Source organism: Tardiphaga sp. vice154 (genome assembly GCF_007018645.1).
GTDB lineage: Bacteria > Pseudomonadota > Alphaproteobacteria > Rhizobiales > Xanthobacteraceae > Tardiphaga.
The window spans coordinates 5,174,968-5,197,693 of record NZ_CP041399.1; the positions used below are offsets into that span (position 1 = coordinate 5,174,968).

Below are 22,726 nucleotides of genomic sequence, written 5' to 3' on the forward strand. Positions count from 1 at the left end.
GCAGCGGCAAGCAGCACGGCGATATCGGGCGCATCAGGCCGGCATTGTGCCGCCTAGCGGAATGAAATGTTGCTATCATCGCGACGTAGTTGACGACGCGTGGCAGGGGCACGGATGCGTGCAGCGAAGATGAGAGTGAGTCGCGCCATGGTGGCGGCGATACTGGGTCTCGCCGCCACCGGTCCGGCGCACGCGACCGGCTGCCGGTTCGCCCCGCAGGGGGAAGGCCGCGTCGCGGAGGTGATCGACGTCAGAACGTTTCGGCTGCAGGATGGTCGCGAAGTTCGACTATTGGGCATTGAGCCCGCGGATACGACCGACGCCGCCGCGGCGCTGGCCGGGCTGATAGCCGGTCGCAGCGTCACGCTGCACGGCGAGACCGACGCGCCGGACCGTTACGGCCGACAGCCGGCCTTCGCATTTCTCGACGGCGCCACCCCTTCAGTGCAGAGCGAGTTGCTGGCGCAGGGCACTGCCTTGGCCTCCCTCGCCGTCTCGGACAAGGACTGCGCCGCGGACCTCACCGCGGCGGAGGCCGCGGCGCGCCGGGCGAGGGTCGGCCTTTGGGGTCAAGCGGGCGTCATAAAAAGCGCGGAAAGTCCGGGCGATATTCTGGCCGATGTCGGGCGCTTCCGGCTGGTCGAAGGCCGGGTGCTGTCGGTTCGCACCGCAGGCGGCATGACCTACCTCAATTTTGGCCGGAACTGGACACAGGACTTTGCCGTGACTATTTCAAGGCGCATGATGGTCACGCTGGAGGGCGCGGGTATTTCGCCGAAGTCCTTCGAAAGACGGCGGATTCGGGTTCGCGGCTTCATCGAGCGGCGGGGCGGGCCGCGGATCGAGGTAGTCCGGGTCGGGCAGATCGAAGTGGTCGGGGACAAATAGGCCACAGGGCAGGAAGAAGCGACGTGACGGGTAAGGGACGGCAAACCAGTCTGAGCCGCCGCCGTTGGGCTGCGCCGGTTTTGCTGTGCCTGTCGTTTGCCTTGTCCGCCTGCGGCGACGTCAGCCGCTTCGAGACCGCGTCGAAGCCGTTCAGCCCGGGCAAGCCGGCCGCCCCGCCGGCGAAACCGGCCGTGGTGCAGACCCCGGCTGGCGAGAAGGAGCATGAGCGGATTCTCGCCTCCTATGGCGGCTCCTATGATGACCCCCGGCTGGAGGCGCTGATCGGCAAGACCGTCGATCGGCTGGTCGCGGCGTCCGAGCGGCCCGATCTGGCCTACAAGGTCACCATCCTGAATTCCGGCGCGGTCAACGCCTTCGCGCTGCCGTCCGGCCAGCTCTATGTCACGCGCGGCCTGATCGCACTGGCGTCCGACACGTCCGAACTGTCCTCGGTGCTGTCGCACGAGATGGCGCATGTGCTGGCCCGCCACGCCTCGATCCGCGAGGAGCAGGCCCGCCAGGCCGCGGTGGTGACGCGCGTCGTCACCGAGATGGGCTCTGACCCCGATTTGAGCGCGCTCGCTCTGGCAAAATCCAAGCTGACAATGGCAAGCTTCTCGCGGGCGCAGGAATTCGAGGCCGACGGCATCGGCGTCGGCATTTCCGCGCGCGCGCATTTCGATCCGTTCGGCGCAGCGCGATTCCTTACCGCGATGGAGCGCAACGCCGCGATGAAGGCCGGCCGCACCCCGCTCGATCCGCGCGCGCAGGACTTCCTGTCCTCGCATCCGGCGACGCCGGAGCGGGTGCAAAATGCGCAGGCCAATGCGCGGCAATATTCGACGCCGGAAGGCGGCGAGCGCGACCGCGAGACCTATCTCGCCGCGATCGACAACATCGTCTATGGCGAGGATCCCAGCGAAGGCTTCGTCCGCGGCCGCCGATTCCTGCATCCGAAACTCGGCTTCACCTTCCAGGCGCCGGAATCCTTCACGCTCGACAATACCGCGCAGGCGGTGATCGGCGTGCGCGAGGGCGGCAACCAGGCGATGCGTTTCGACGTGGTGCGGGTGCCGTCCGAGCAGTCATTGTCCGACTATCTCAATTCCGGCTGGATGGAGAATGTCGACAGGAGTTCGACCGAAGAACTGACCATCAACGGCTTTCCCGCCGCGTCGGCGAATGCGCAGGGCGACCAGTGGCAGTTCAAGGTCTACGCGCTGCGCTTCGGCAGCGACGTCTACCGCTTCATCTTTGCCGCCAAGCAGAAGGGCAATGAGAGCGAGCGCAACGCGCGAGACACCGTCAACTCGTTCCGCCGCCTGACGCTGGCCGAGATCCAGGCAGCGCGCCCGCTGCGCATCAAGGTGGTCACGGTGCAGCCGGGCGACACCGTGGAGTCGATGGCCCACCGCATGACCGGCGTCGACCGCCCGGTGGAGCGTTTTCGCGTCCTCAACGGGCTCGACAACAACGCCAGCATCAAGGCGCGCGAGCGCGTGAAGATCGTGGTGGATTGAGGCGTAGCCCGGATGACAATCCGGGACCGGCCCAACCACATGCGCCTTTCCCGGATTGCGTCACCGCGCCGCGCTACGCGCTGCCCGCTGACTTCATCCGGGCTACAAGTCCACCCAGCAAAAAGCCCGACCTTGCGGCCGGGCTTTTCAAACTCATACCTGCGTAACGCTTACGCGGCTTCGTCCGCGGCGGCGACATCATCGTCACCGTCGGCATCATCCGCACCGGCGTCGGCGCCCGCTTCGGCCTTGGCGCCGCGGCGCGGGCTCTTGGCGAGTTGACCTTCGATCTCCTTGACCGCTTCGGTCTCGGTGACGTGCTGCACGACCGCGATCTCGCGCGACAGACGGTCCAGCGCGGCCTCATAGAGCTGGCGCTCACTGTAGGACTGCTCGGGCTGCGAGTCAGAGCGGAACAGATCGCGGACCACTTCGGCAATCGCGACGATGTCGCCGGAATTGATCTTGGCCTCATATTCCTGGGCGCGGCGCGACCACATCGTGCGCTTGATGCGGGCGCGGCCCTTCAGCGTCTCCAGCGAGCGCTTGACCAGCGCCGGCTCCGACAGCTTGCGCATGCCGACATTGGCGACCTTGGCGGTCGGCACCCGCAGCGTCATCTTGTCCTTCATGAAGCTGATCACGAACAGTTCAAGCTTCGCGCCGGCGATCTCCTGCTCCTCGATCGCGAGGATCTGGCCGACGCCATGCGCCGGATAGACCACGAACTCGCCGGTCTTGAAGCCCTGGCGCTGGGTCAGCGCCTTCTTCGGCTCGGCCACGGCCGGCTTGGCTGCGGCAGCGACGGGCGCCTTGGCAGAAGCGACCGGCTTGGCGGCGACCTTCACGGCTTCCTTCGGCGCGACCTTCTCAGCAGCTTTGGCGACAGGCGCCTTGGCGGCGACGGGCTTGGCAGCAGCAACAGGCTTCGCGGCCGCCTTGGTCTCCACCTTGGGAGCAACCTTGGCGGCTGGTTTTGCAGTCTTGTTGGGCATTGCACTTCTTTTATTTTTCGAGGATTTGGCCGCCGCGACCTTCGCGCTGCTCCGGGTATCCTTGACAGATGCCTGGGCACGGCCTTTCTTTGCAGTGCGGCTGGCCGCAACTGCCTTCTTCGAAGCGGGCTTCGAAGAAGTTTTCGACGGCGAAGCCTTCGCCGCCTTCACAACACTCTTTTTACGCGTTTTCTGTGACACAGCCCGTGCGCGGAATCTGTCGCGCCCCTGTTGGATGATTAAACGGGGAACCCGACAGGGCCACTCAAGCGGCACCACGGGGTCCGACTATTGAATTGTGCCTATAATAGCACATTTCCCGCAAAAATCAATGATTTATGCCCCGTCGAGGCCTTTGGGGAGGCAATCGGCAGGGTTTAATCGGGTCAGGGTAAATAGCTTGGCCGAGCGCAGAGCGCCGGCGTCAGGCTCAGTCGCCTTTGCCGGGCGCCGGCGAGAAGAACTTGTCGAACTTGCCATCGACGCCGTCGAATTCCTTGGCGTCGTCCGGCGCGTCCTTCTTCTGGGTAATATTGGGCCACTGCTTGGCGTATTCGGTATTCACCTCGAGCCACTTCTCCAGGCCCGCTTCGGTATCCGGCTTGATGGCATCGGCCGGGCATTCCGGTTCGCAGACGCCGCAGTCGATGCATTCATCCGGATGGATGACGAGCATGTTCTCACCCTCGTAGAAGCAATCCACGGGGCAAACTTCAACACAGTCGGTATACTTGCACTTGATGCAGGCTTCAGTGACGACGTAGGTCATCCACGGCTCCGGAACGATCAGTTTTTCAAGCCGTGGCGTAGCGCACCCACAAGGTCGCCGCAAGGGACGCGGCGCGTATCAGGGTCTGCAAAACGCGATTAGCAGGAAGCTGCTGCAAATAGTGAATCGGGAACAGAATCTTTCTGGGTCTACGCCGGCGGCAGCGGCACGTCGGCATAAAGTACCCGCGCGGCGGTGGCGTCACCGCGCCGTTCCGCAAAGGCTTCGACCTTCATCACCCGCACGGTGCGGTCCAGCGCCACGGTCAGAACGTCGCCGATCTTGACGCCGTGCCCCGGCGATTTCTCGCGATTGCCGTTGATGCGGACATGGCCGCTTTCCACCAGCGCAGCAGCACTGCTGCGGGCTTTCACCACCCGCGCATGCCACAGCCATTTATCGAGACGCTGGCGTTCCAATCACCACCTGTCGCTGCACAAATCCAAACCTCTCCACCGTCATTGCGAGGAGCGAAGCGACACGGCAATCCAGAAAGCCGTAAACTCGGCAAGAACTGGATTGCTTCGTCGCAAGGGCTCCTCGCAATGACGAGGAGAGGTCGGAGTTCGTCGTCTCAATCCTTGCGGCCGGTCAATTGTTCCTTGAGCGCGGCCAGCTTGGCGAAGGGCGAGTTGGGATCGATCGGACGGTTACGCTCCGGCGGCGGAGCGCTCGAGGCGTAGGGCCGCGTCGCGCCACCGGAGTTGCGATCGTTGCGATCGGGACGGCCGCCCTTGTCGCGGTCGCCGCCCTTGAACTTGCCCTTGTTGCGGTCGCCAAAGCTCTTGTCGCCACCGGGCTTCTTGTCGCCGAACCGCTCGCGCGGCGGACGGCCCTTGTTGTCGTCGTTGCGCGGGCCGCGATTCGGGGCGCCTTCGGCCGGCGCGCCGGCATTGGCCGCACCCGCATCAGGACGCGGGCGGCGGAATTCACTGCGATCGCGGCGCGGACGGTCATTGCGCTCGCGCTTGGCGCCATCGGCCGGCGCTTCGCCTTCGGCGGGCGCAGCGGCGTTCGACGGATTGGCCTGGCGCTGATGGCGGTTGCGGTCGTGACGCGGCGGGCGGCGTTCTTCCGAACGGCCACCGGGGCGCCAGACTTCCACCATTTCGGGTGCGGCGGCCTCGACGGGCGCGACGGCTTCCGCGGAAACTTCCGTCGCAGAGGCGTCCGCCGTCGGCGCCTCGGCACCGACGGCATTGGCGATCAGCTCGGCTTCAGCGGCCGGCGCCGCGGCTTCAGCGGGGGCCGCCTCGTCAACAGCAGCAGCTTCAGCGGCAAGTTCTTCGACCGCTGCTACCGGATCGGGCTGCAATTCGACGGGCGCTTCGTCGCGCGTTTCGGCCGGCACCAGATCGACGCCCGGCAACAGCGAGGCGGACGGCGAACCGATCACCTCCGCCACGGCAGGCGCATCATTGCTGATGTCGGCGATATCCTGGGTCTCGACGGCGACCGCGGGCTCTTCGGCGGCAGCATCTGCGGCAATGGTATCGCCTTCGGACGGCGCATCGCTGCTGATGTCGGCGATATCCTGGGTCGCCACGGCGATCGCGGGCTCTTCAACCGCGGCGTCGGCGGCAACCACTTCCACCGGCGTCGTCGCAGCCATCGGCTTCGGTGCGGCTGGCGGCAGCGGCGGGCGCTTCTCCATGCGATAGCCCAGCGCGCGCAGAATCGAGGCAAAATCCTCGCCGGCCGAACCGGTCAGCGAGGTCATCGCCTGCGTCACCACGAACGAGCGGCCATCGAAGGCGCCGGCCGGCTTCTCGCCGGGCGAGGCCTCGCGCCACGACAGCGCAGGGCGGATCAGGTCAGCGAGGCGTTCGAGAATATCGACGCGCACGGCGCGCTCGCCGCACTGGCGATAGCCGAGGATGCGATAGGCGTCGCGGTCGAGCAGCTTGTCGACCGGAAACGAGGTGCGGCCGGAGCTGGCGAGATGCTGGGCGGTGGACAGCGCCGCCATGTCGACATTGTCCTGCTTCTGCGCCCACAGCAGCAGCGCCAGTGAGCGCGCCGCGGGCTTCAACAGTGCCGGGACATAGATGTGATAGGCGCCGAACCGCACGCCGTATTTGCGCAAAGTGGCGCGCGACGGCTGGTCGAGATCCTTCATCTCGGTGGTGATCTTCTGCCGCTCCAGCACGCCGAGCGCCTCGGTGAGCTGGAAGGCGATGCCGCGCGCGATGCCGGTGATGTCTTCGGCCTTCGTCAGGTCGAACAACGGCCCGAGCAGTTTTTCGATATGTGTCTTGAGCCAGAGATCGAGGCGGGTTTGCACGGCCTCGCGTGCCGGGCCAGCCAGTCGATCGTCGGAAATGATGCGTAGGCGGGGATGCAACACGTCGTCGGCGGCGTTGAGCCGGGCCACCGCGTCGCCGGTCCAGCGCAGCGTGCCGTCGGAGGCCAGCACGAACTGGTCGTCGGGGGCCTTCGACAGTTTCTCGGCGCGCGCCTCGATTTCACCGGCCAGCGCCTTCAAGGCGGCGGCCTGCAAGGCCTTGGCGTCCGAGCCGGCCTCGGCCGCATCCGGCGCAAAGGTGAAACCGTCCAGACGGCCAATCACATGGCCCTCTACGATCACTTCGCCAGTCTTACCAATTTCAGTATTCAACATCGTATTTTCCCGCAAGCGGCGCATCAATACACTGGTACGGCGGTCAACGAAACGCTCGGTGAGCCGTTCATGCAGTGCATCTGACAGTTTATTTTCCAAATCGCGAGAGATTTGCTGCCAACGGTCTGGATTGACGAGCCAATCCGGACGATTTGCCACAAAGGTCCACGTCCTGATCTGGGCGATTCGCCCCGATAACGCGTCGATATCACCATCTGTTCGATCGGCCTGCGCGATTTGCGCGCCGAACCAATTATCCGGGATCCGCCCCTTCTGCATCAGAAAGCCGTAGATCGTCACCACCAGCTCGGCATGCGCGGCCGGCGCGATGCGCCGGTAATCCGGGATCTGGCAGGCCTCCCAGAGCTTTTCGACCGCTTCCTTGCCCTGCGCCCACTCCCGGACGTCGGGATCCCTTGCGCAGTGATCGAGTACGCGGAGATCTTCGGCGATCGGCGCGCGGGTCAGCGCCTCATGATTCGGCACCATTGCCAGCGACACCTGCAAGGCCGCGATCGAGGAGAAATCCAGCTTGGAATTGCGCCATTGCAGCACTTTGACGCTGTCGAAGGTGTGGTTCTGCAGCGCGTTGACCAGTTCGGGCTCGAATGGCGGGCAGCGCCCGGTGGTGCCGAAGGTGCCGTCGCGGGTGGCGCGGCCGGCGCGGCCGGCGATCTGCGAGAACTCGGCCGGGTTGAGCCGGCGAAACTGGTAGCCGTCATATTTGCGGTCGGAGGCGAAGGCGACGTGATCGACGTCGAGATTGAGCCCCATGCCGACCGCATCGGTGGCGACCAGATAATCGACGTCGCCGGACTGAAACATCGCAACCTGGGCATTTCGCGTGCGCGGGCTGAGTGAGCCCAGCACCACGGCCGCGCCGCCGTGCTGGCGCTTGATCAGCTCGGCGATGGCGTAGACCTCATCCGCCGAGAACGCGACGATCGCGGTGCGCCTGGGCTGCCTTGTAATCTTGCGGTCGCCGGCGAATTCCAGATGCGACAGCCGCGGCCGGGTGACGATGCTGGCGCCGGGCAGCAGCCGCTCGATGATCGGGCGCATCGTGGCGGCGCCCAACAGCAGCGTCTCGTCGCGGCCGCGGCGATGCAGGATGCGATCGGTGAAAACATGGCCGCGCTCCAGATCGGCGGCGATCTGGATCTCGTCGACGGCTAGAAACGCCACGTCGATGTCGCGCGGCATCGCTTCCACGGTGGAAACCCAGTAGCGCGGCCGGGCCGGCTTGATCTTTTCCTCGCCGGTGATCAGCGCCACCGCCTCGGGGCCGGCGCGATCGACGATCTTGTTATAGACCTCGCGCGCCAAAAGGCGCAGCGGCAGGCCGATGATCCCCGACGAATGCGCCAGCATCCGCTCGATCGCCAGATGGGTCTTGCCGGTATTGGTGGGCCCGAGCACGGCGGTGACGCCGCTACCGGGAGCCCTGCCGTTCGACATCGGCGGGAGGGAAGAAAAGGCCATATTTTCAGGTATTTCTGCGTCGCCGACTTTTCAAGTGTGTATCAGTTTGCGACGCTTTCGGAGGCACGCGGCAAGCTTTGGAACGGGGCCGGAACGAAAGCGGCCCGAATCGGTGACTCGGCACCATCCCGGCCGCACCACCCCAACATCTCGCGCAGCGCCCTGCTTGCGCTCACTAGATCAAGTTTGCGGAGGCGTCACAAGGGCCGCATCGGCGCGGCATTCGTTAACGCCGCGAGGACTCCGAAGCGGATTTGAGTCAAGCGGACTCTTCTTCACCCTTGTAATTTGCCGAATGCCGTTTCTGCTAAGCTTGGCGGAGCGGTGGCAGGCGAAAGACCGCATCACCTGAGGGACACCAAGCCCGTTGGGGAGCGTGGGTCTTCGCCTGCCGTTCCATCGAACCCGAACAGTCGCTTGGGCCGCTTTGCGAGCCCGCTTGCGCAAGGATGGGATCAGATGGACGCGATTTACGTTGGCATCGATGTTTCGAAGGACCGGCTGGACGTAGCGGTACGCCCAACGGGCCAGAGTTTTGCGGTCGCCCGAGATGGCGCGGGGATCGACGAACTGATCGGACGACTGAAGGCGATCTCGCCACGGCTGGTAGCCATCGAGGCGACCGGCGGCTTCGAGACGGTTGTCGCAGCGGGCCTCGGCGGAGCAAGCCTGCCGGTGGTGATCGTCAATCCGGCGCAGGTGCGCTTCTTTGCCAACGCGGTTGGCAAGCGCGCCAAGACCGATCCGATCGATGCCATGGTGATCGCGCATTTTGCCGAGGCGACCAAACCGCAGCTGCGTCAGCTGCCCGACGAGATGACGCGCCTGCTTGCCGATCTGGTCGCGCGCCGGCGCCAGATCGTCGAGATGATCGCGGCGGAAAGCCAGCGTGCCCGTCGCGTCAGTAATCCGCGGTTGAAGAAGAGCATCGCCCGGCTGCGCAAGGCGCTGGAGAAAGAGCTGGCTGAACTGGACGACGATATCCGCGATCACGTCCAGGGCACGCCGGCCTGGGCCGAGAAGGAAGATCTGCTGGCCTCGGTCCCGGGCATCGGGCCGACGATTGCCCGCAGCCTAATCGCCGAATTGCCGGAACTGGGCACGCTTGATCGCCGTCAGATCGCCGCGCTTGCGGGTCTGGCGCCATGGACCCGGCAATCCGGCCAATGGCGCGGCAAGAGCTTCATCGGCGGCGGCAGAGCCAGCGTGCGCGGCGTGCTGTTCATGGGCGCCATGGTCGCCGCTCGCTTCAATCCGACGCTCAAACTGTTTCGAGACAAACTCGTTGCCGCCGGCAAGCCCAAGCTGGTGGCGATCATTGCGGTCGCCCGCAAGCTACTCACCATCCTCAACGCCATCCTCCGGGACAAAACGCCATGGCAGCCCAAAAACGCTTGACCCGAAAGACAGTCGCTCCCCTCTTGAGGGGGAGGGTGCAGGCGACCTCAATTCGTCTTGGCGGCGGTTTTGGGCGGCGCGGCGGTGGTGACGAATTCGGTCGCCTCCAGCGCGGCGGTGCCGAGCGGCGTCGGCACCGTGACCTTGAACGGCACCAGCACCCTTGTGCCGGCGATCGGCACGAACCAGACTTCGATATTGCGCTGGGCGGCGAGATATTTGATCGCGGCGCGGTCCGGGATGTAGCCGGACACTGGCGTGAAATACAAAGCGCAGACCACGGCCTGGCCGTGATAGCCCTTCTCGGCCTTGACGTTCTCCATCCGCTTGTAATCGAGCTTGAGGTCGTAGCGCATCCGTCCGTCGAAGATCGCCGTGCCGGTGCGGCAGGAATCCGCCGCCAGCACATCGCCGCTGCCGGGCACCCGCAGCAGCGAGCCGGTCATCGGGTCGAGCACATTGCGGCGATGCGCGTCGGTGATCGGCAGCCGGTCGGGATCGGCCGGCGGCTCCGGCTCGATCGAAAACTCCTTCACATAGCCGGACGCCAGCACCATCTTGATGGCTTCCGACTTCTTCGACGACAGCGTGGTGGCATTATAGGTCGAGGGCAGCAGCGAGCCGACCACGACACGGCCGGCCGAGGAACCGGTGCCGGAGCCGCCGGCGAAGGCCTTCAACAGGCCGGACGTGCCGCCCTGCGCGGCCGCGCTGTAGGAATCGTCTGATATCTCGATGGTCCAGCCGCCGCGGCCGACCGGAATGCCGGCCAGGCTGGCTTCATATTTCGCGTCGAGCCGCCCCTGGGCCGCGGCGGGCGCCATAGCACCCAGCAAGCTCGTCAGAGCAAGGCCCGCCGTCAGCAGCACGAGGCGGGCGAAAAGCGGCTTTTCGACAAGGTTCACGTCGGCAATTCCTCGAGCGGCGCCCTGGCGGCGATGGACCGCGCGCGCGATCCACCGCTATACTGCCCAAGCAAGGCCGCGGATGTCGCGATAATTCCGGCTTGAATACGTCGATTATATGATTGAACTGCCACCGGAAACGGCGCGAGGCGCGCCGTGGCCGCTGCGGTAAAACAGCCGATCCCAGGCTAATTGCGCCCGGATATCTTGACGCTGCGGCCCAGCCGCCCTATAGGTCCGCGGTTCCTGAAAATGGACTTAGATTTACAACCCCTGCCTGGCAAAGGCTGGCGCGGGGATGAACAAGGATTTCGCCATGTCCCGCCGCTGCGAACTGACACTCAAGGGCCCCCAGGTCGGCCACAAGGTGAGCCACTCGAACCACAAGACCAAGCGCCGGTTCCTGCCGAACCTGGTCAATGTGACGTTCCTGTCGGACGCGCTCGGCCGTGGCGTGCGGATGCGCGTCTGCACCAACGCCGTGAAGTCGGTCGATCACCGCGGCGGCTTCGACGCCTATCTGATCAAGGCCAAGGAGAGCGAACTCTCCCAGAAGGCCGTGCTGCTCAAGCGCGCCATCGAGAAAAAGACCCCGGCCACTGAGGCCGCCCCAGTCAGCGTCGCGGAAGCGCCGGCTGCGTAAGGTTTGCGCCGGCAGCGTATAGCGGCTTCGAACTGCAGAATTTGAAAACGGCCGGATCGCAAGATCCGGCCGTTTTTGCGTTCAGATCCGTCAAGACAATTGCAATATACCTTAGCGAGAAGCTATCAGAGATTGCGCCCTTGTAGTTGACAAAGGCTTGAGTGATTTAGACGGGAGGATACGTGCTCGATTTTATCGTGAATCACCTTAGCCAGATCGGCAGTTTCGTCGGCGGCATATGCGCTGGCGCGGTTGGTGGATCTCTAGTCACACTCAAAGTCTCCCGAAAAAATCAGGCAGATGGATCGAGTTCCATTACGGACCAAACCGGAGCGCACGCTGGTGGGGATCTCGTAGGACGAGATAAGTCTACAATTCTTAAGCGGTAGAGCGCTCATGACGGGCGAAACGACTTCGGTGAGCGTCATTCAATCCAACGCGAGCGCGAAGGGACATATAGCAGGTCGCGACATAAACTCGACGATCATCAACAATGCCCCCCCCGCGAGCGGCTGGCATAGTCGAGCAACTGCTTGAAAAGCTGGACGCGGAACTGCAGGGCGATCAGAAAACTCAGAATACGATCCATAAATTGCAGCGCTATTACTCCAACAAAGCTCACGACGGAATTAATGGCCTTGAAGCCAAACTTATACACGTTGGAAGAGAGACGGCATACGCCGACGCGATAGAGATGAAAGAAATGTTCGCGAAACTCCTTGAGCAATGGTCCTTGTATGCTTCCGCTCAGCAGATCTTTGTCTATCTGCTCGCAAGAGCCGAGCGCCATTTTAATGATCTCATTCTACCTCAAATCGCATCACTCGACGAAGCTGGCGTCAATAAAATGGTCAATGAACTTATTGTCGAGCCGACCGTGAGTGAGTGCGGCGCAAGCGTATTTGAAATCGATCACAATACAGCATTAGGGATGGTCTATTGGTTGGCCGAACAGTGTTTCGTACGGTGGCACAGGTGAACCAACTAGTCTTCCAACCAGCGCTTGACCCGCTACACGCAGCTTTTCGCATCCTACGCCTACGCTCCATCTTATCGGAGTCTCCCCCGCTACACGTAGAACATGTTCGCATACTTGATTTTTTCCTTCTGTTCCCTTTCAGAATACGATCATTGCGACTTGCACCCTCGCATCAGCATTACAAACCACTTGCAGAAAAATATGCACACCTAGCCCCCTACGGCGAACAGCCCGACTCTCAACTGCTCTTTGAGAGAATGAAGCCCATGCAAATTGCCGCCTTAGAAACGCTAGCGCTAAGAGGATACATCGATGAAGGTAGTTTTAAAGCAGGAATTTTTAAACCAACTCAGAACGAGATTCCAATTGAACTCGCCGACAGAATATCGCGCATCAATTACGAGCAATCTGACCTAGTCGATTTTTTAAGGATCCTCGCAACAGGCTACGATGTTTCAGGCGAGAACGGGCTGAAAGCCCGCAGTCAATTGATGGATTCTCGATATGACGCGATTTGAACCTACGCTGATAGTGAAGCGGTTGGTCGTAGAGCGACGCGAGGCGGTAGTTTACGACGAGCGTTTTCATGCAGGTGTCAACGTTGTTCGCGGAGAGAACTCCTCTGGAAAGTCCACAGTTCTAAACTTCATCTTCTATGGATTAGGTGGCGACCTCTCTGATTGGAGTGCCGTAGCTCGCCTGTGCTCAAGGGTAATTGTGGAGGTCAGCCTAAACGGACTTAGCGCGACGCTTAGCCGAGAGATATCTGAAACTAGCGGTTTGCAACCAATGGATATCTTTGGTGGAGCTTACGACGACGCCAAGAGCGCGCCTCGCAGTGAATGGTTGCGCTTTCCCTATAAAGGCGGCGCAAGCCGCGAGAGCTTTTCTCAAGCGTTGTTTAAGCTAATGGGCGTTCCGGAAGTATCAAGCGATCTTTCAGGCCACATAACAATGAATCAGATCCTGCGTCTGCTCTACGCGGACCAACTCAGCCCGGTCGAACAGATTTTTCGGGTAATGCCATTCGATAGAGCCGATTTACGAGATACAGTCGGCCGCCTGCTCTGCGGGGCCTACGACTCCACCGTTTATGACAACGAACAAAGGGTGCGGGAACTCGACAAGGAATTTGATACCGTAAACGGACAATTGAGAAGCCTGTTTTCGGTGCTGGGAAAAGCAGATCAAGGATTTACTTATGATTGGATCGACGCTCAGCGAAGCGTCCTCGAACGAGAACGCGTTGAAATTGGCAACGCCATCCAAATCGCCGAGAGGGCTTTTTATACGTTAGAAAAGAAGGATAAGCTTACGCTTGTCCAGCAAGAAAAATCCTACAAAGAAGTTCAAAGAATTCAAGCTAGTTTGCTCAAGGCTAAACATGATCGAGACGCATTAGCCCTCGCCATAGCCGACTCTGCTGGCTTTTTAAGAGCGCTGAACAACAAATTAGAGGCGCTACAAGACTCTTCGACGGTCGCACAACATATTGGAGCGGTTCGATTTGAGTCTTGCCCATCGTGTTATGCCGTCTTGGATCTAGAAACTCCTCATGCTTGCCATCTCTGCAAGACGCCATTTGATTCAGAGCAGACAAAGGGACGCATTGCGGGACTTATATTGACAACCGGGCTTCAAATTCGACAATCAGAAATGTTACAGGCACGTCGGGAAGAAAAATATACTATTTTAGAATCTCAAATTCGAGCGATGGAGTCTTCCTGGAAAGAAGCCTCTCGGCGGCTCGCTAGCATACAATCGCTTCCCTCAAGCACTGAGCGAGAGCGACTGCGAGAGCTTCATCGCAGATCGGGATATCTGCAGCGGCAAGCTGAAGATATTGAGCAGAAGGCGCAACTGGCCGAGACAATTCGCGCATTGTCCGATCGTAAGAATGCGCTTCAAAGTGAAATATACAAGCTGAAGTCTGACAATGAAGGTCTGCGCGCTCAACAAGAAGCCCGAATGGCGGCTGCATACACAAGCATAAGCACTGAAATTAAGAAGCTCTTGATTCTCGATCTCCGCCGCCAAGATATCTTCGAAGACCCTCAAAGTGTCAGCTTTACATTCTCGGACAATAAAATCACGGTGGACGACGAAAATTACTTTTCCGCTAGTTCGCGAGCAATCCTAAGGAGCAGCTTCTTTCTGGGTTTCTTTGCAGCGGCAACAAAGAATCCTTTTTTTCGACACCCACGCTTTTGTATGATCGACTCTCACGAAAACATGGGGGTCGAGGCCATACGAAGTCAGAATTTTCAACTTCAGATGCTTCGTATATCCCGAGAGAGCAAGGTCGAACATCAGATTATTTATGCAACAGCAATGATTGAGCCTGAGTTAGAAGATGATAGTTATACTGTCGGCGCGTTTTCGACGAGCGACGATAAAACGGTCGGCATCAAAATGGTCTAGCAAATAACTCCGCTTAAAACGGAAAGCCATTTGCGGCGAGCATTTCGGTATGGCACACCACAACATCGCCCCATTTCGTTCGGGAACACGCCGCCGCCCGCGCGGTTCTTCTTTTGGTGCGCTGCGAAGCGCAAGATCAATCGAGGAGTTTCCGATGAATAACATCCTGCGCAAGGCGATGCTGCCCATGCTGGCGGCGGTGACGATCTCGGCGGCGACGCCGGTGCTGGCGGCGGACGTCTATGTCGGTGAGCGCTACGTCCGCGAGGTGCCGGTCGCGCAGGGGCCGTTCACGCTGCAGCAGGCGCTGGTGGTGGCCCAGGAGATCGGCGTGGTGACGGTGTCGAATACTAATTTCGACGGCGATCAGTGGGAGATCGAGGGCCGCGATATCAACGGCAAATATATCGAGGTCGATGTCGACGCCCGTACCGGCGAAATCCGCGACGTCGATCGCTCGATGCTGTAACGGAACACGACGCGAACCGATCGCATGACCACGACAACGGCGGCGGGCGACAGCCCGCCGCCGTTGTCGTGGTGGCTGCGATCAGCCGCAGCGGCCAAACCTTCGTGCTCGCGCGGCAACCGGCCCACGCCGGCGCGCTGTCATCGCCATGTCCTGCGGCACAACTTGACGTCGCCAAAAGCAGTTACGGACCGCATGGTCCCCGGCGCGCGGCGGCACAGATCCGGTGAAATGCGCCGCTGTCGTTAACCGTGCATTCACATTGTCGCGTCGCTGCTGCGAAACATTACTGGATATCGGTCGTATCTGTCGGACATCGCGCGGAGCGATGATAGGTGATGCGTTGCAACGCCGCCGAATGAGTGCGACCACATCTGATGCCAGCACGGCCAGTTCCAGAACCTATCCGACGGATATCTCCGCGCTGGCTGCTTGCCGGCGCGTTGCTCGCCGTGATCGGCTTCATGGCGATCTGCGGCAGCGTGCTGCTCGGCATGCGGACCGGCGACGAGCGGCTGGCGCAGCAGATGCTCGGCAATGTCGCCGCCCGCATCGACGGCGACATCAGCCACAACGTCGAATTGCTCGACCTGTCGCTGAGCGCGGTGGCCGCCAACATGACGGCGCCACAAGTGCTCAACGCCACGCCGTCGATCCGGCAGGCGATCCTATTCGATCACACCACGCCGCCGCGGCAGTTCGGCGCCATCCAGGTGCTCGACGAGGCCGGAACCGTCACCATCGATTCCGCCGCGCAGCCCGCGACGGCGCGCAGTTTTGCCGACGCCGAATTCTTCAAGGTGCATCGGCGCGATCCGCTGGCCGGGCTGTATATCTCCAAACCGATGCTGCACGACGGCACCTATGGCCTGGTGTTGAGCCGGCGCATCGCGACGCGCGACGGCCGCTTTCTCGGCGTGGTCGCCGGCATGATCCGCTACAGCTATTTCGACGAGCTGGTCGCGGGGCTGCATTTGCAGCCCGACGACGTTGTCAGCGTGGTCCGGCAGGACGGGCTGCAGATCATGCGCGCGCCGCTGGACATGGCGGTGATTGGAACCGACGTCAGCCGGCTGCCGGTCGTGCAGCAGGCGCTGGCGGCGCTGTCCGGTTCCCATGTCGCGACGAGCGCGGTCGATGGCATCGAGCGGCTCTATGTCTGGCGCGACGCCCGCAATCCACTGATCGTGATCGTCGGCCGCTCGACCCGCGCGATCTTCGCCGACTGGCGCCGCGAGGCGCTGGTGATTGCCGGCGCGATGGGCGCGCTGTTCCTGCTCGTGCTGGCCGTGCTGCTGCTGCTGATGCGCGAGATGAAGAAGCGCGCCGGCATCGAGGACGAGATGGCGCGGCTGGCGATCACCGATGCGCTGACCGGGCTCGGCAACCGCCGGCATTTCGACGCCACGCTGGCCAGGGAATGGCGCCGCGCGTTGCGCGCAAACGCGCCGCTGGCGCTGCTGATGATCGATGCCGACCATTTCAAGGCGTTCAACGATGCCTTCGGCCACCAGGCCGGCGATGTGGCCCTGGTCGAAATCGCCGGCTGCATCGCCGGCCACGCGCAACGCGCCAGCGATTGCGCCGCGCGTTACGGCGGAGAGGAATTCGCGCTGTTGCTGCCCGGCCTGTCGCAGTCCCAGGCGATCGAGCTCGGCGAACGGATCCGCTCCCAGGTCGAGGAACTGAACACCGGCGCGGCCGTCACCGTGAGCATCGGCGTTGCCAGCCTGCGGCCGGCGGCCGGCCAAAGGCCCGCCGATCTGGTCGGCCACGCCGATCTGGCGCTGTACTCCGCCAAGGCGCAGGGCCGCAATTGCACCTATCCCGTTACCATCGCCTCGCAAAGCGCACGCCGCCCGGTGCAGTCGGCGGTAATTGAGGCCGGTTCTTAACCGCTGATTCACCGGCCTTGCTAACCTCCCCTGCACCCTTGCCCCGTAGCGTTCCGAACCGGGGGAGTGACGACATGAAGTTTCGTCTGTGGGGCCAGAAGGCCGACATACCGGGTCCGACCGCACGACATCGCCTGTCGGGGATGCGGCGTGGCGTCGTGCGCTGGCTGATCGTCGCGGGCATCGTGCTGATCGGCGCGATCGCGCTCGGCACCGTGATGACGGTCAATCATTTCCGTGAGCGTGCGCTGGCCAATTCCGCGCATGAACTGGAAAAAACGTTGTTGCTGCTGACGCGACATTTCGATCATCAATTCCAGGACCTGAAGCGCATCCAGAAAAGCCTGACCGCCGACCTGCTTGCAAATGGCGTACGATCTCCGATCAGCTTCGCCAGCCGCATGTCGAGCTATGAATCCCATGTGATGCTGACGTCGAAGGTCGATGATGACGCCGTCGGTGACATCACCGTGCTCGATGCCGAGGGTCGCCTCGTCGCCTGGTCCGGCAATTGGCCGGCGCCGGAACTCAACCTCGCCGATCGCGAATATTTCCAGGCTTTGAAATCGCAGGATTTCATCACCGACGGAGAGTTCGTTCAGCACATGCAAAGCCGCATCACGGGGCGCCCGAAGACCTTGTTTGCACGCCGTATCAGCGGCCCCGACGGACAATTCCTCGGCGTGGTGACCCGCGGCGTCGAGCCGATGGAATTCGAAAAATTCCTCGCTTCCGTGACGCTCGGCGACAATTCCGCCATCGCCATTGTCCACCGCGACGGCACGCTACTGGCCCGGTATCCGGTCATAGGGGAGATCTTTACGAAAGAGCCCAGCAGCGGCGTGCTGTTGCAACATCTGCAAGCGAGCGGCCAGCCGGTCACGATGCGCGTGATCAGCCCCTTCGATCAGATCGAGCACATCGGATCGATCCGCTCGCTGCGGGATTTTCCGATCGCGCTGGTCGCGACCAGGGCAACCGACGACGTCCTGGCAGACTGGCGCGCCCAGACCAGGTTCCTGATCGTGACGGCCAGTTTCTCCGCCTTGGTCATCGCCATCCTGCTGCTGCTGGTGATCCGCAAGATCCAGCAGCAAAGCCGCCTTGCGCAAGCGCAGTTGACGCTTGAAAAGGACCGGCTCGATATCGCCATCAACAACATGACGCAGGGCCTGGTCTTGTTCGACAAAAAGGCCCGCGTCGTGATCTGCAATAAACCCTATCTCGACATGTACACGGTCCCGCCGGAGCTCGCACTTCCCGGCAGCCACTTCCGCGACCTGATTGCCCATCGAAAGGCACACGGCTCGTTCATCGGCGACATCAATACCTACGTCAGCGAAGTCCTGAAAGACGTCTGGCAGACCACCAGCGACGTGCTGCAGACCGGCGACGGCCGTTCGGTCCAGATCAGCAGGCGGCCGGTTCCCGACGGTGGCTGGGTCGCGACGCACGAAGACATTACCGAGCGCCGCCGCAGCGAGGAAAAGATCGCGCATCTGGCGCATTATGACGCGCTCACCGACCTGCCAAACCGCGTGCTGTTTCGCGAAGAGCTCGAACGGGAGCTCGCCAACCTGGCGAATGGCGCGCAATGCGCGGTGCTCTACATCGACATCGACGAATTCAAGAGTATCAACGACTCGCTCGGACATCCGGTGGGCGACGAATTACTGAAGTATATCGCGCAACGGCTGCGGCGTTGCGTGAACGGCTCCGACATGGTCGCGCGGCTCGGCGGCGACGAATTCGCCATCGTGCAGACCGGCATCGCGACACGCAGCGACATCACCGATCTGGTCGCGCGAATCCATGCCGCGATCCGCGAGCCATTCGAATGTCTCGGCCACCGTCTGCTCACCGATGCCAGCATCGGTATCGCGCTGGCGCCACAGGACGGCAGCGACCTGGATTCGCTGCTGAAGAACGCCGACCTGGCGATGTACGGCGCCAAGGCCGACGGCCGGCGCACCTATCGTTTCTTCGAACCGCAAATGGACGCCAAGGTCCGCGCCCGCCGCATGCTGGAGCTGGATCTGCGCCAGGCCATCGCCCATGGCGGCTTCCGGGAAGGCGGCTTCGAGGTTTACTATCAGCCGCTGGTCGATCTGTCCGACGACCGCATCGTCGGCTGCGAGGCCCTGCTGCGCTGGCAGCATCCCGAGCGCGGCATGATCTCGCCGGCCGAATTCATTCCGGTCGCCGAGGAAATCGGTGTCATCAGCCAGCTTGGCGAATGGGTCCTCGACACGGCCTGCAGCGAGGCGGCGACATGGCCGGACGATATCCGCGTCGCCGTGAACGTCTCGCCGCTCCAGTTTCGCTGCCAGTCGCTGGCCCTGAAGGTGGCCGCAGCGCTGGCCCATTCGGGCCTGCCGGCACAACGGCTGGAACTGGAGATCACCGAAGCCGTCCTGATCCGCGACGACGACGTCGCGCTGACGATCCTGCATCAGTTGCGGGAAATCGGCGTGCGGATCGCGCTCGATGATTTCGGCACCGGCTATTCCAGCTTGAGCTACCTGCAGCGCTTTCCGTTCGACAAGATCAAGATCGACCGCTGCTTCGTGACCGATATCGCCGAGCCGCACGGTTCGTCGGTGATCGTTCAGGGGGTGGTCAACATCGCCGCCTCGCGGCACATGACGACCACCGCGGAGGGCGTGGAAACCCAGCAGCAGAAGGAATTGCTGCGCGCGCTGGGCTGCACCGAGATGCAGGGCTACCTGTTCAGTGCCGCGAAACCCGCCGCCGAGGTACGTCGGCTGATCGAAGCGCTCCGCACCAGGGCTGCGGCGGCCTGAGCGTTGGCGACACCTGGATACCAGCCGCGCGCTGCGTTTCGCCTCGACCATCTCACCGCAGCACTGCAGACGCGCTGCGGCGTCCACGCCTGACCCTGACGCCACGACCGCTTCATCAAATATTTTTACCGGGATGAATGATCCAGGTACCGCATATGGCCGTCGTTTACCGTTTTCAGTAACACTCTCTCCACTTATGGAACCCTAGTTTGGAACTTTCAGGGGGACGACATGGGCTGGCGGGGACGGAAGCATCGGCTGGATGGCGCGGGGAAGCGGCGAAATCCCGTCCGTTGGCTGATCGCGACCGGCGTCGTCCTTTTGGGCGCCATCATTCTCGCGGCCACCCTGACGATCATCAGCTTCCGCGACAGCGCGCTCGAGAACCATCGTCGCGAGCAGGAAAACAGACTGGTGCTGTTGACGCGCCACTACGAAAAGGAATTCAGCGATCTCGATCGCGTTCAGCGTGACATTTCGATCCATCTGCAGCTTGCCGGCGTCGTGACGCCGGAACGCTTCATCGAACTCATGAGCACGACCGAGGAGCACATCAGGCTGAAGGCCAAGCTGAACAGCAAGGTAAGCAGCACCCTCAACATCCTCGATGCCGAGGGCTGGCTGATAAACTCCACCCAGGGCCGGCCGGCCGTGCACGTCAATTTCGGAGACCGCAAGTATTTTCAGCAGCTCAAGGACGCCGGGGGCAACGCCAACGAGGAGGTTTCGGAGTTGATCCTCAGCCCGATCAGCGATCAGCCACGCTTGCTGTTCGCCCGACGGCTTATGGGGCCGAACGGTGAATTCCTCGGCGTGGTGACCCGCCATGTGGCGCCAGAGCAATTCCAGGCCTTCTTCGCCACGGTATCGCCGAGCCAGGATTCCACGATAGCGCTGTGGAATGAGACGTTCACTTTGCTGGCTCGTTTTCCGCACGTGAACGACATGATCGGCAAGAGCTTCACGCCCGATGTTGCCCTGTCCCGGATAGAAACGAGCGTCGAGCCGTCGACCCTGATCCACACCGGCATCATCGACGGACGCGAGCGAATGTCGTCGATCCAGCGGATCCCAGGCTTCCCGCTGGCAATCGTCGCCAGCACCCCACTCGATCGCGTGCTGGTCGATTGGTACGCGGTGAGGCGAGTGACCGTCATTGCCGCCCTGCTGGCGGCGTTGCTGGTCATCGGCGTTTTGTATCTGGTCATCGGCCAGGTCCGCCAGCAGAACCAATTGTCGCGCGCGCAGCTCAAGCTGGAGAGGGAGCGGCTCAGGAAGGCAATCAACAACATGACGCAGGGCCTGCTGATGTTCGATGCCGACGCGCGCGCCGTGATCGTCAATCAGAGCTATCTCGATATGTATCATTTGCCCCGCGACACCATCTGGCAGGGCATGCCGCTGCGCGAGGCCCTGGCCCATCACCGCATCAACGGCGCTTGCGACGGCGACGATCTCGACACGCTCTCGATGAAGGTCCTCGAAACGGTCAAGACCCGGCACGCCAGGACCATTTCCCTGAACGACGGGCGCGTGATCCATCTGCAGTGCCAGCCGATCACCGATGGCGGCTGGGTCGTCACCCACGAGGACATCACCGAGCGCCACCGTGTGGAAGAACGCATCGCCCATCTGGCGCATTACGACACGCTCACCGACCTTCCCAACCGGGCGCTGTTTCACAAGATGCTATCGCAGGAGCTGGGGTGGATTTCGCGAGGCCAGCAATGCGCCGTGATCTATGTCGACATGGACGAATTCAAGAGCATCAATGATTCCCTCGGCCATTCGGTCGGCGACGCGCTGCTGACGGAGGTGGCCAAGCGGCTGAAAGACTGCGTGCGCAACACCGACGTGGTCGCGCGGCTGGGCGGCGACGAATTCGCCATCGTACGGACCGACCTGAAAAATCGCGATGAACTCGTCGACCTGATGGAGCGCATCCACACGGCCATCCGCGAGCCGTTCGAATGTCTCGGCCATCGTCTGCTGACCGACGCCAGCATGGGCGTCGCCCTTGCGCCGCAGGACGGCAGCGACCTTGACCAATTGCTGAGGAACGCGGACCTGGCGATGTACAGCGCCAAGGCCGACGGCCGCCGCACCTATCGTTTCTTCGAGCCGGAAATGGACGCGCGCGTGCAAAGCCGCCGCGCCCTCGAGCACGATTTGCGCGATGCCATCGCCGGCGGCAATCTGACCTCGGGCGGCTTTGAGGTGTACTACCAGCCGTTGCTCAAGCTGGCCGACGACAGCATATCGGGATGCGAGGCCTTGCTGCGTTGGCGTCACCCCCGGCGTGGTGTGGTTTCGCCCGCCGATTTCATTCCGGTCGCCGAGGAAATCGGCGTCATCAACCAGCTCGGCGAATGGGTGCTGACCACCGCCTGCAAGGAAGCCGCGGGTTGGCCGCAGGACATCAAGCTGGCGGTCAACGTCTCGCCGGTCCAGTTTCGCAGCCACACTTTGTCGATCAAGGTTGCCGCGGCGCTGGCTGCTTCCGGACTGGCACCGGCGCGACTCGAGCTCGAGATTACCGAGGCCGTGCTGATCCGCGACGACGAGGTCGCCCTGACCGTTCTGCACGGACTTCGCGCCATTGGCGTGCGGATCGCGCTCGACGATTTCGGCACCGGCTACTCGTCGCTGAGCTATTTGCAACGCTTCCCGTTCGACAAGATCAAGATCGATCGCTGCTTCGTGACCGAAATCGCCGAACCGAAAGGATCCTCCTCGATCGTGCAGGCGGTGGTCACCATTGCGTCCTCGCGCGACATGATCACCACTGCGGAAGGCGTCGAGACGCAGGCCCAGAAAGAACTGCTGCGCACGCTCGGCTGCACGGAGATTCAGGGATGGCTGTTCAGCGCCGCCAAACCCGCCGCCGAGATCCGGGCCCTGATCGAAGCGCACGACGCCAAGACCCGGGCGGCCTAGG

General features: G+C 62.2%; 16 protein-coding genes. 11 read left to right on the top strand and 5 right to left on the bottom strand.

From position 1 onward, the window contains the following. Window positions 1–129: 129 nt before the first annotated feature. Both FIU28_RS24330 and FIU28_RS24335 read left to right on the top strand, forming a co-directional pair. Window positions 130–888 (top strand): thermonuclease family protein, encoded by a 759-nt coding sequence (locus FIU28_RS24330; protein WP_210245661.1) that lies wholly within the window; start codon window positions 130–132, stop codon window positions 886–888. Between the two features lie 23 nt (window positions 889–911). Further along, complete coding sequence (locus tag FIU28_RS24335) at window positions 912–2,408, top strand: M48 family metalloprotease (RefSeq protein WP_143575667.1); 1,497 nt, start codon at window positions 912–914, stop codon at window positions 2,406–2,408. A 170-nt stretch (window positions 2,409–2,578) separates the two neighbouring features. On the opposite strand, the gene FIU28_RS24340 is transcribed toward FIU28_RS24335, so the two are convergent. From FIU28_RS24340 to FIU28_RS24355, 4 genes are all read right to left on the bottom strand, one after another. Further along, on the bottom strand, window positions 2,579–3,640 hold the full coding sequence (locus FIU28_RS24340) for a CarD family transcriptional regulator (protein WP_441351315.1): 1,062 nt from the start codon (window positions 3,638–3,640) through the stop codon (window positions 2,579–2,581). Between the two features lie 193 nt (window positions 3,641–3,833). Then, entirely contained in the window at window positions 3,834–4,172 is a 339-nt protein-coding gene (gene fdxA, locus FIU28_RS24345) for a ferredoxin FdxA (RefSeq protein ID WP_143575668.1), read from the bottom strand. A 149-nt stretch (window positions 4,173–4,321) separates the two neighbouring features. Then, window positions 4,322–4,591, bottom strand: a complete 270-nt coding sequence (locus tag FIU28_RS24350; RefSeq protein ID WP_143575669.1) for an RNA-binding S4 domain-containing protein — start codon at window positions 4,589–4,591, stop codon at window positions 4,322–4,324. Window positions 4,592–4,746: 155 nt separating this feature from the next. Beyond that, window positions 4,747–8,274 carry a helicase-related protein gene (locus FIU28_RS24355; protein WP_143575670.1) on the bottom strand — a complete coding sequence of 1,176 codons (3,528 nt, stop codon included), beginning with the start codon at window positions 8,272–8,274 and terminating at the stop codon, window positions 4,747–4,749. A gap of 459 nt (window positions 8,275–8,733) precedes the next feature. On the opposite strand from FIU28_RS24355, the gene FIU28_RS24360 reads away from it, so the two are divergent. Beyond that, window positions 8,734–9,672 carry an IS110 family transposase gene (locus tag FIU28_RS24360; RefSeq protein WP_143572486.1) on the top strand — a complete coding sequence of 313 codons (939 nt, stop codon included), beginning with the start codon at window positions 8,734–8,736 and terminating at the stop codon, window positions 9,670–9,672. A 47-nt stretch (window positions 9,673–9,719) separates the two neighbouring features. On the opposite strand, the gene FIU28_RS24365 is transcribed toward FIU28_RS24360, so the two are convergent. Beyond that, entirely contained in the window at window positions 9,720–10,496 is a 777-nt protein-coding gene (locus tag FIU28_RS24365) for a DUF3108 domain-containing protein (protein ID WP_143576380.1), read from the bottom strand. Between the two features lie 397 nt (window positions 10,497–10,893). Between FIU28_RS24365 and rpmB the strand changes: the two genes are divergently transcribed. The 8 genes from rpmB (at window position 10,894) to FIU28_RS24410 (ending at window position 22,725) form a co-directional block, all read left to right on the top strand. Further along, complete coding sequence (rpmB, locus tag FIU28_RS24370; protein ID WP_143575671.1) at window positions 10,894–11,220, top strand: 50S ribosomal protein L28; 327 nt, start codon at window positions 10,894–10,896, stop codon at window positions 11,218–11,220. 493 nt (window positions 11,221–11,713) lie between these two features. After that, a complete protein-coding gene (locus tag FIU28_RS27470) occupies window positions 11,714–12,199 on the top strand; it encodes an ABC-three component system protein (protein WP_168209970.1) in 486 nt (161 codons plus the stop codon). Continuing rightward, complete coding sequence (locus tag FIU28_RS24385) at window positions 12,196–12,717, top strand: ABC-three component system middle component 5 (RefSeq protein WP_368039454.1); 522 nt, start codon at window positions 12,196–12,198, stop codon at window positions 12,715–12,717. The genes FIU28_RS27470 and FIU28_RS24385 overlap by 4 nt, the downstream gene beginning before the upstream one ends. After that, on the top strand, window positions 12,704–14,620 hold the full coding sequence (locus FIU28_RS24390; RefSeq protein ID WP_143575673.1) for an ATP-binding protein: 1,917 nt from the start codon (window positions 12,704–12,706) through the stop codon (window positions 14,618–14,620). Before FIU28_RS24385 ends, FIU28_RS24390 begins: the two co-directional genes overlap by 14 nt. 154 nt (window positions 14,621–14,774) lie before the next feature. Then, window positions 14,775–15,089, top strand: a complete 315-nt coding sequence (locus FIU28_RS24395) for a PepSY domain-containing protein (protein WP_246660793.1) — start codon at window positions 14,775–14,777, stop codon at window positions 15,087–15,089. Window positions 15,090–15,466: 377 nt separating this feature from the next. After that, window positions 15,467–16,984: a GGDEF domain-containing protein gene (locus FIU28_RS24400; protein WP_143575674.1), complete on the top strand. Its 1,518-nt coding sequence runs from the start codon at window positions 15,467–15,469 to the stop codon at window positions 16,982–16,984. Window positions 16,985–17,127: 143 nt separating this feature from the next. Then, entirely contained in the window at window positions 17,128–19,788 is a 2,661-nt protein-coding gene (locus tag FIU28_RS24405; protein WP_143576384.1) for a bifunctional diguanylate cyclase/phosphodiesterase, read from the top strand. Window positions 19,789–20,019: 231 nt separating this feature from the next. After that, a complete protein-coding gene (locus FIU28_RS24410) occupies window positions 20,020–22,725 on the top strand; it encodes a bifunctional diguanylate cyclase/phosphodiesterase (protein WP_143575675.1) in 2,706 nt (901 codons plus the stop codon). The last annotated feature ends 1 nt before the right edge of the window (window position 22,726 follow it).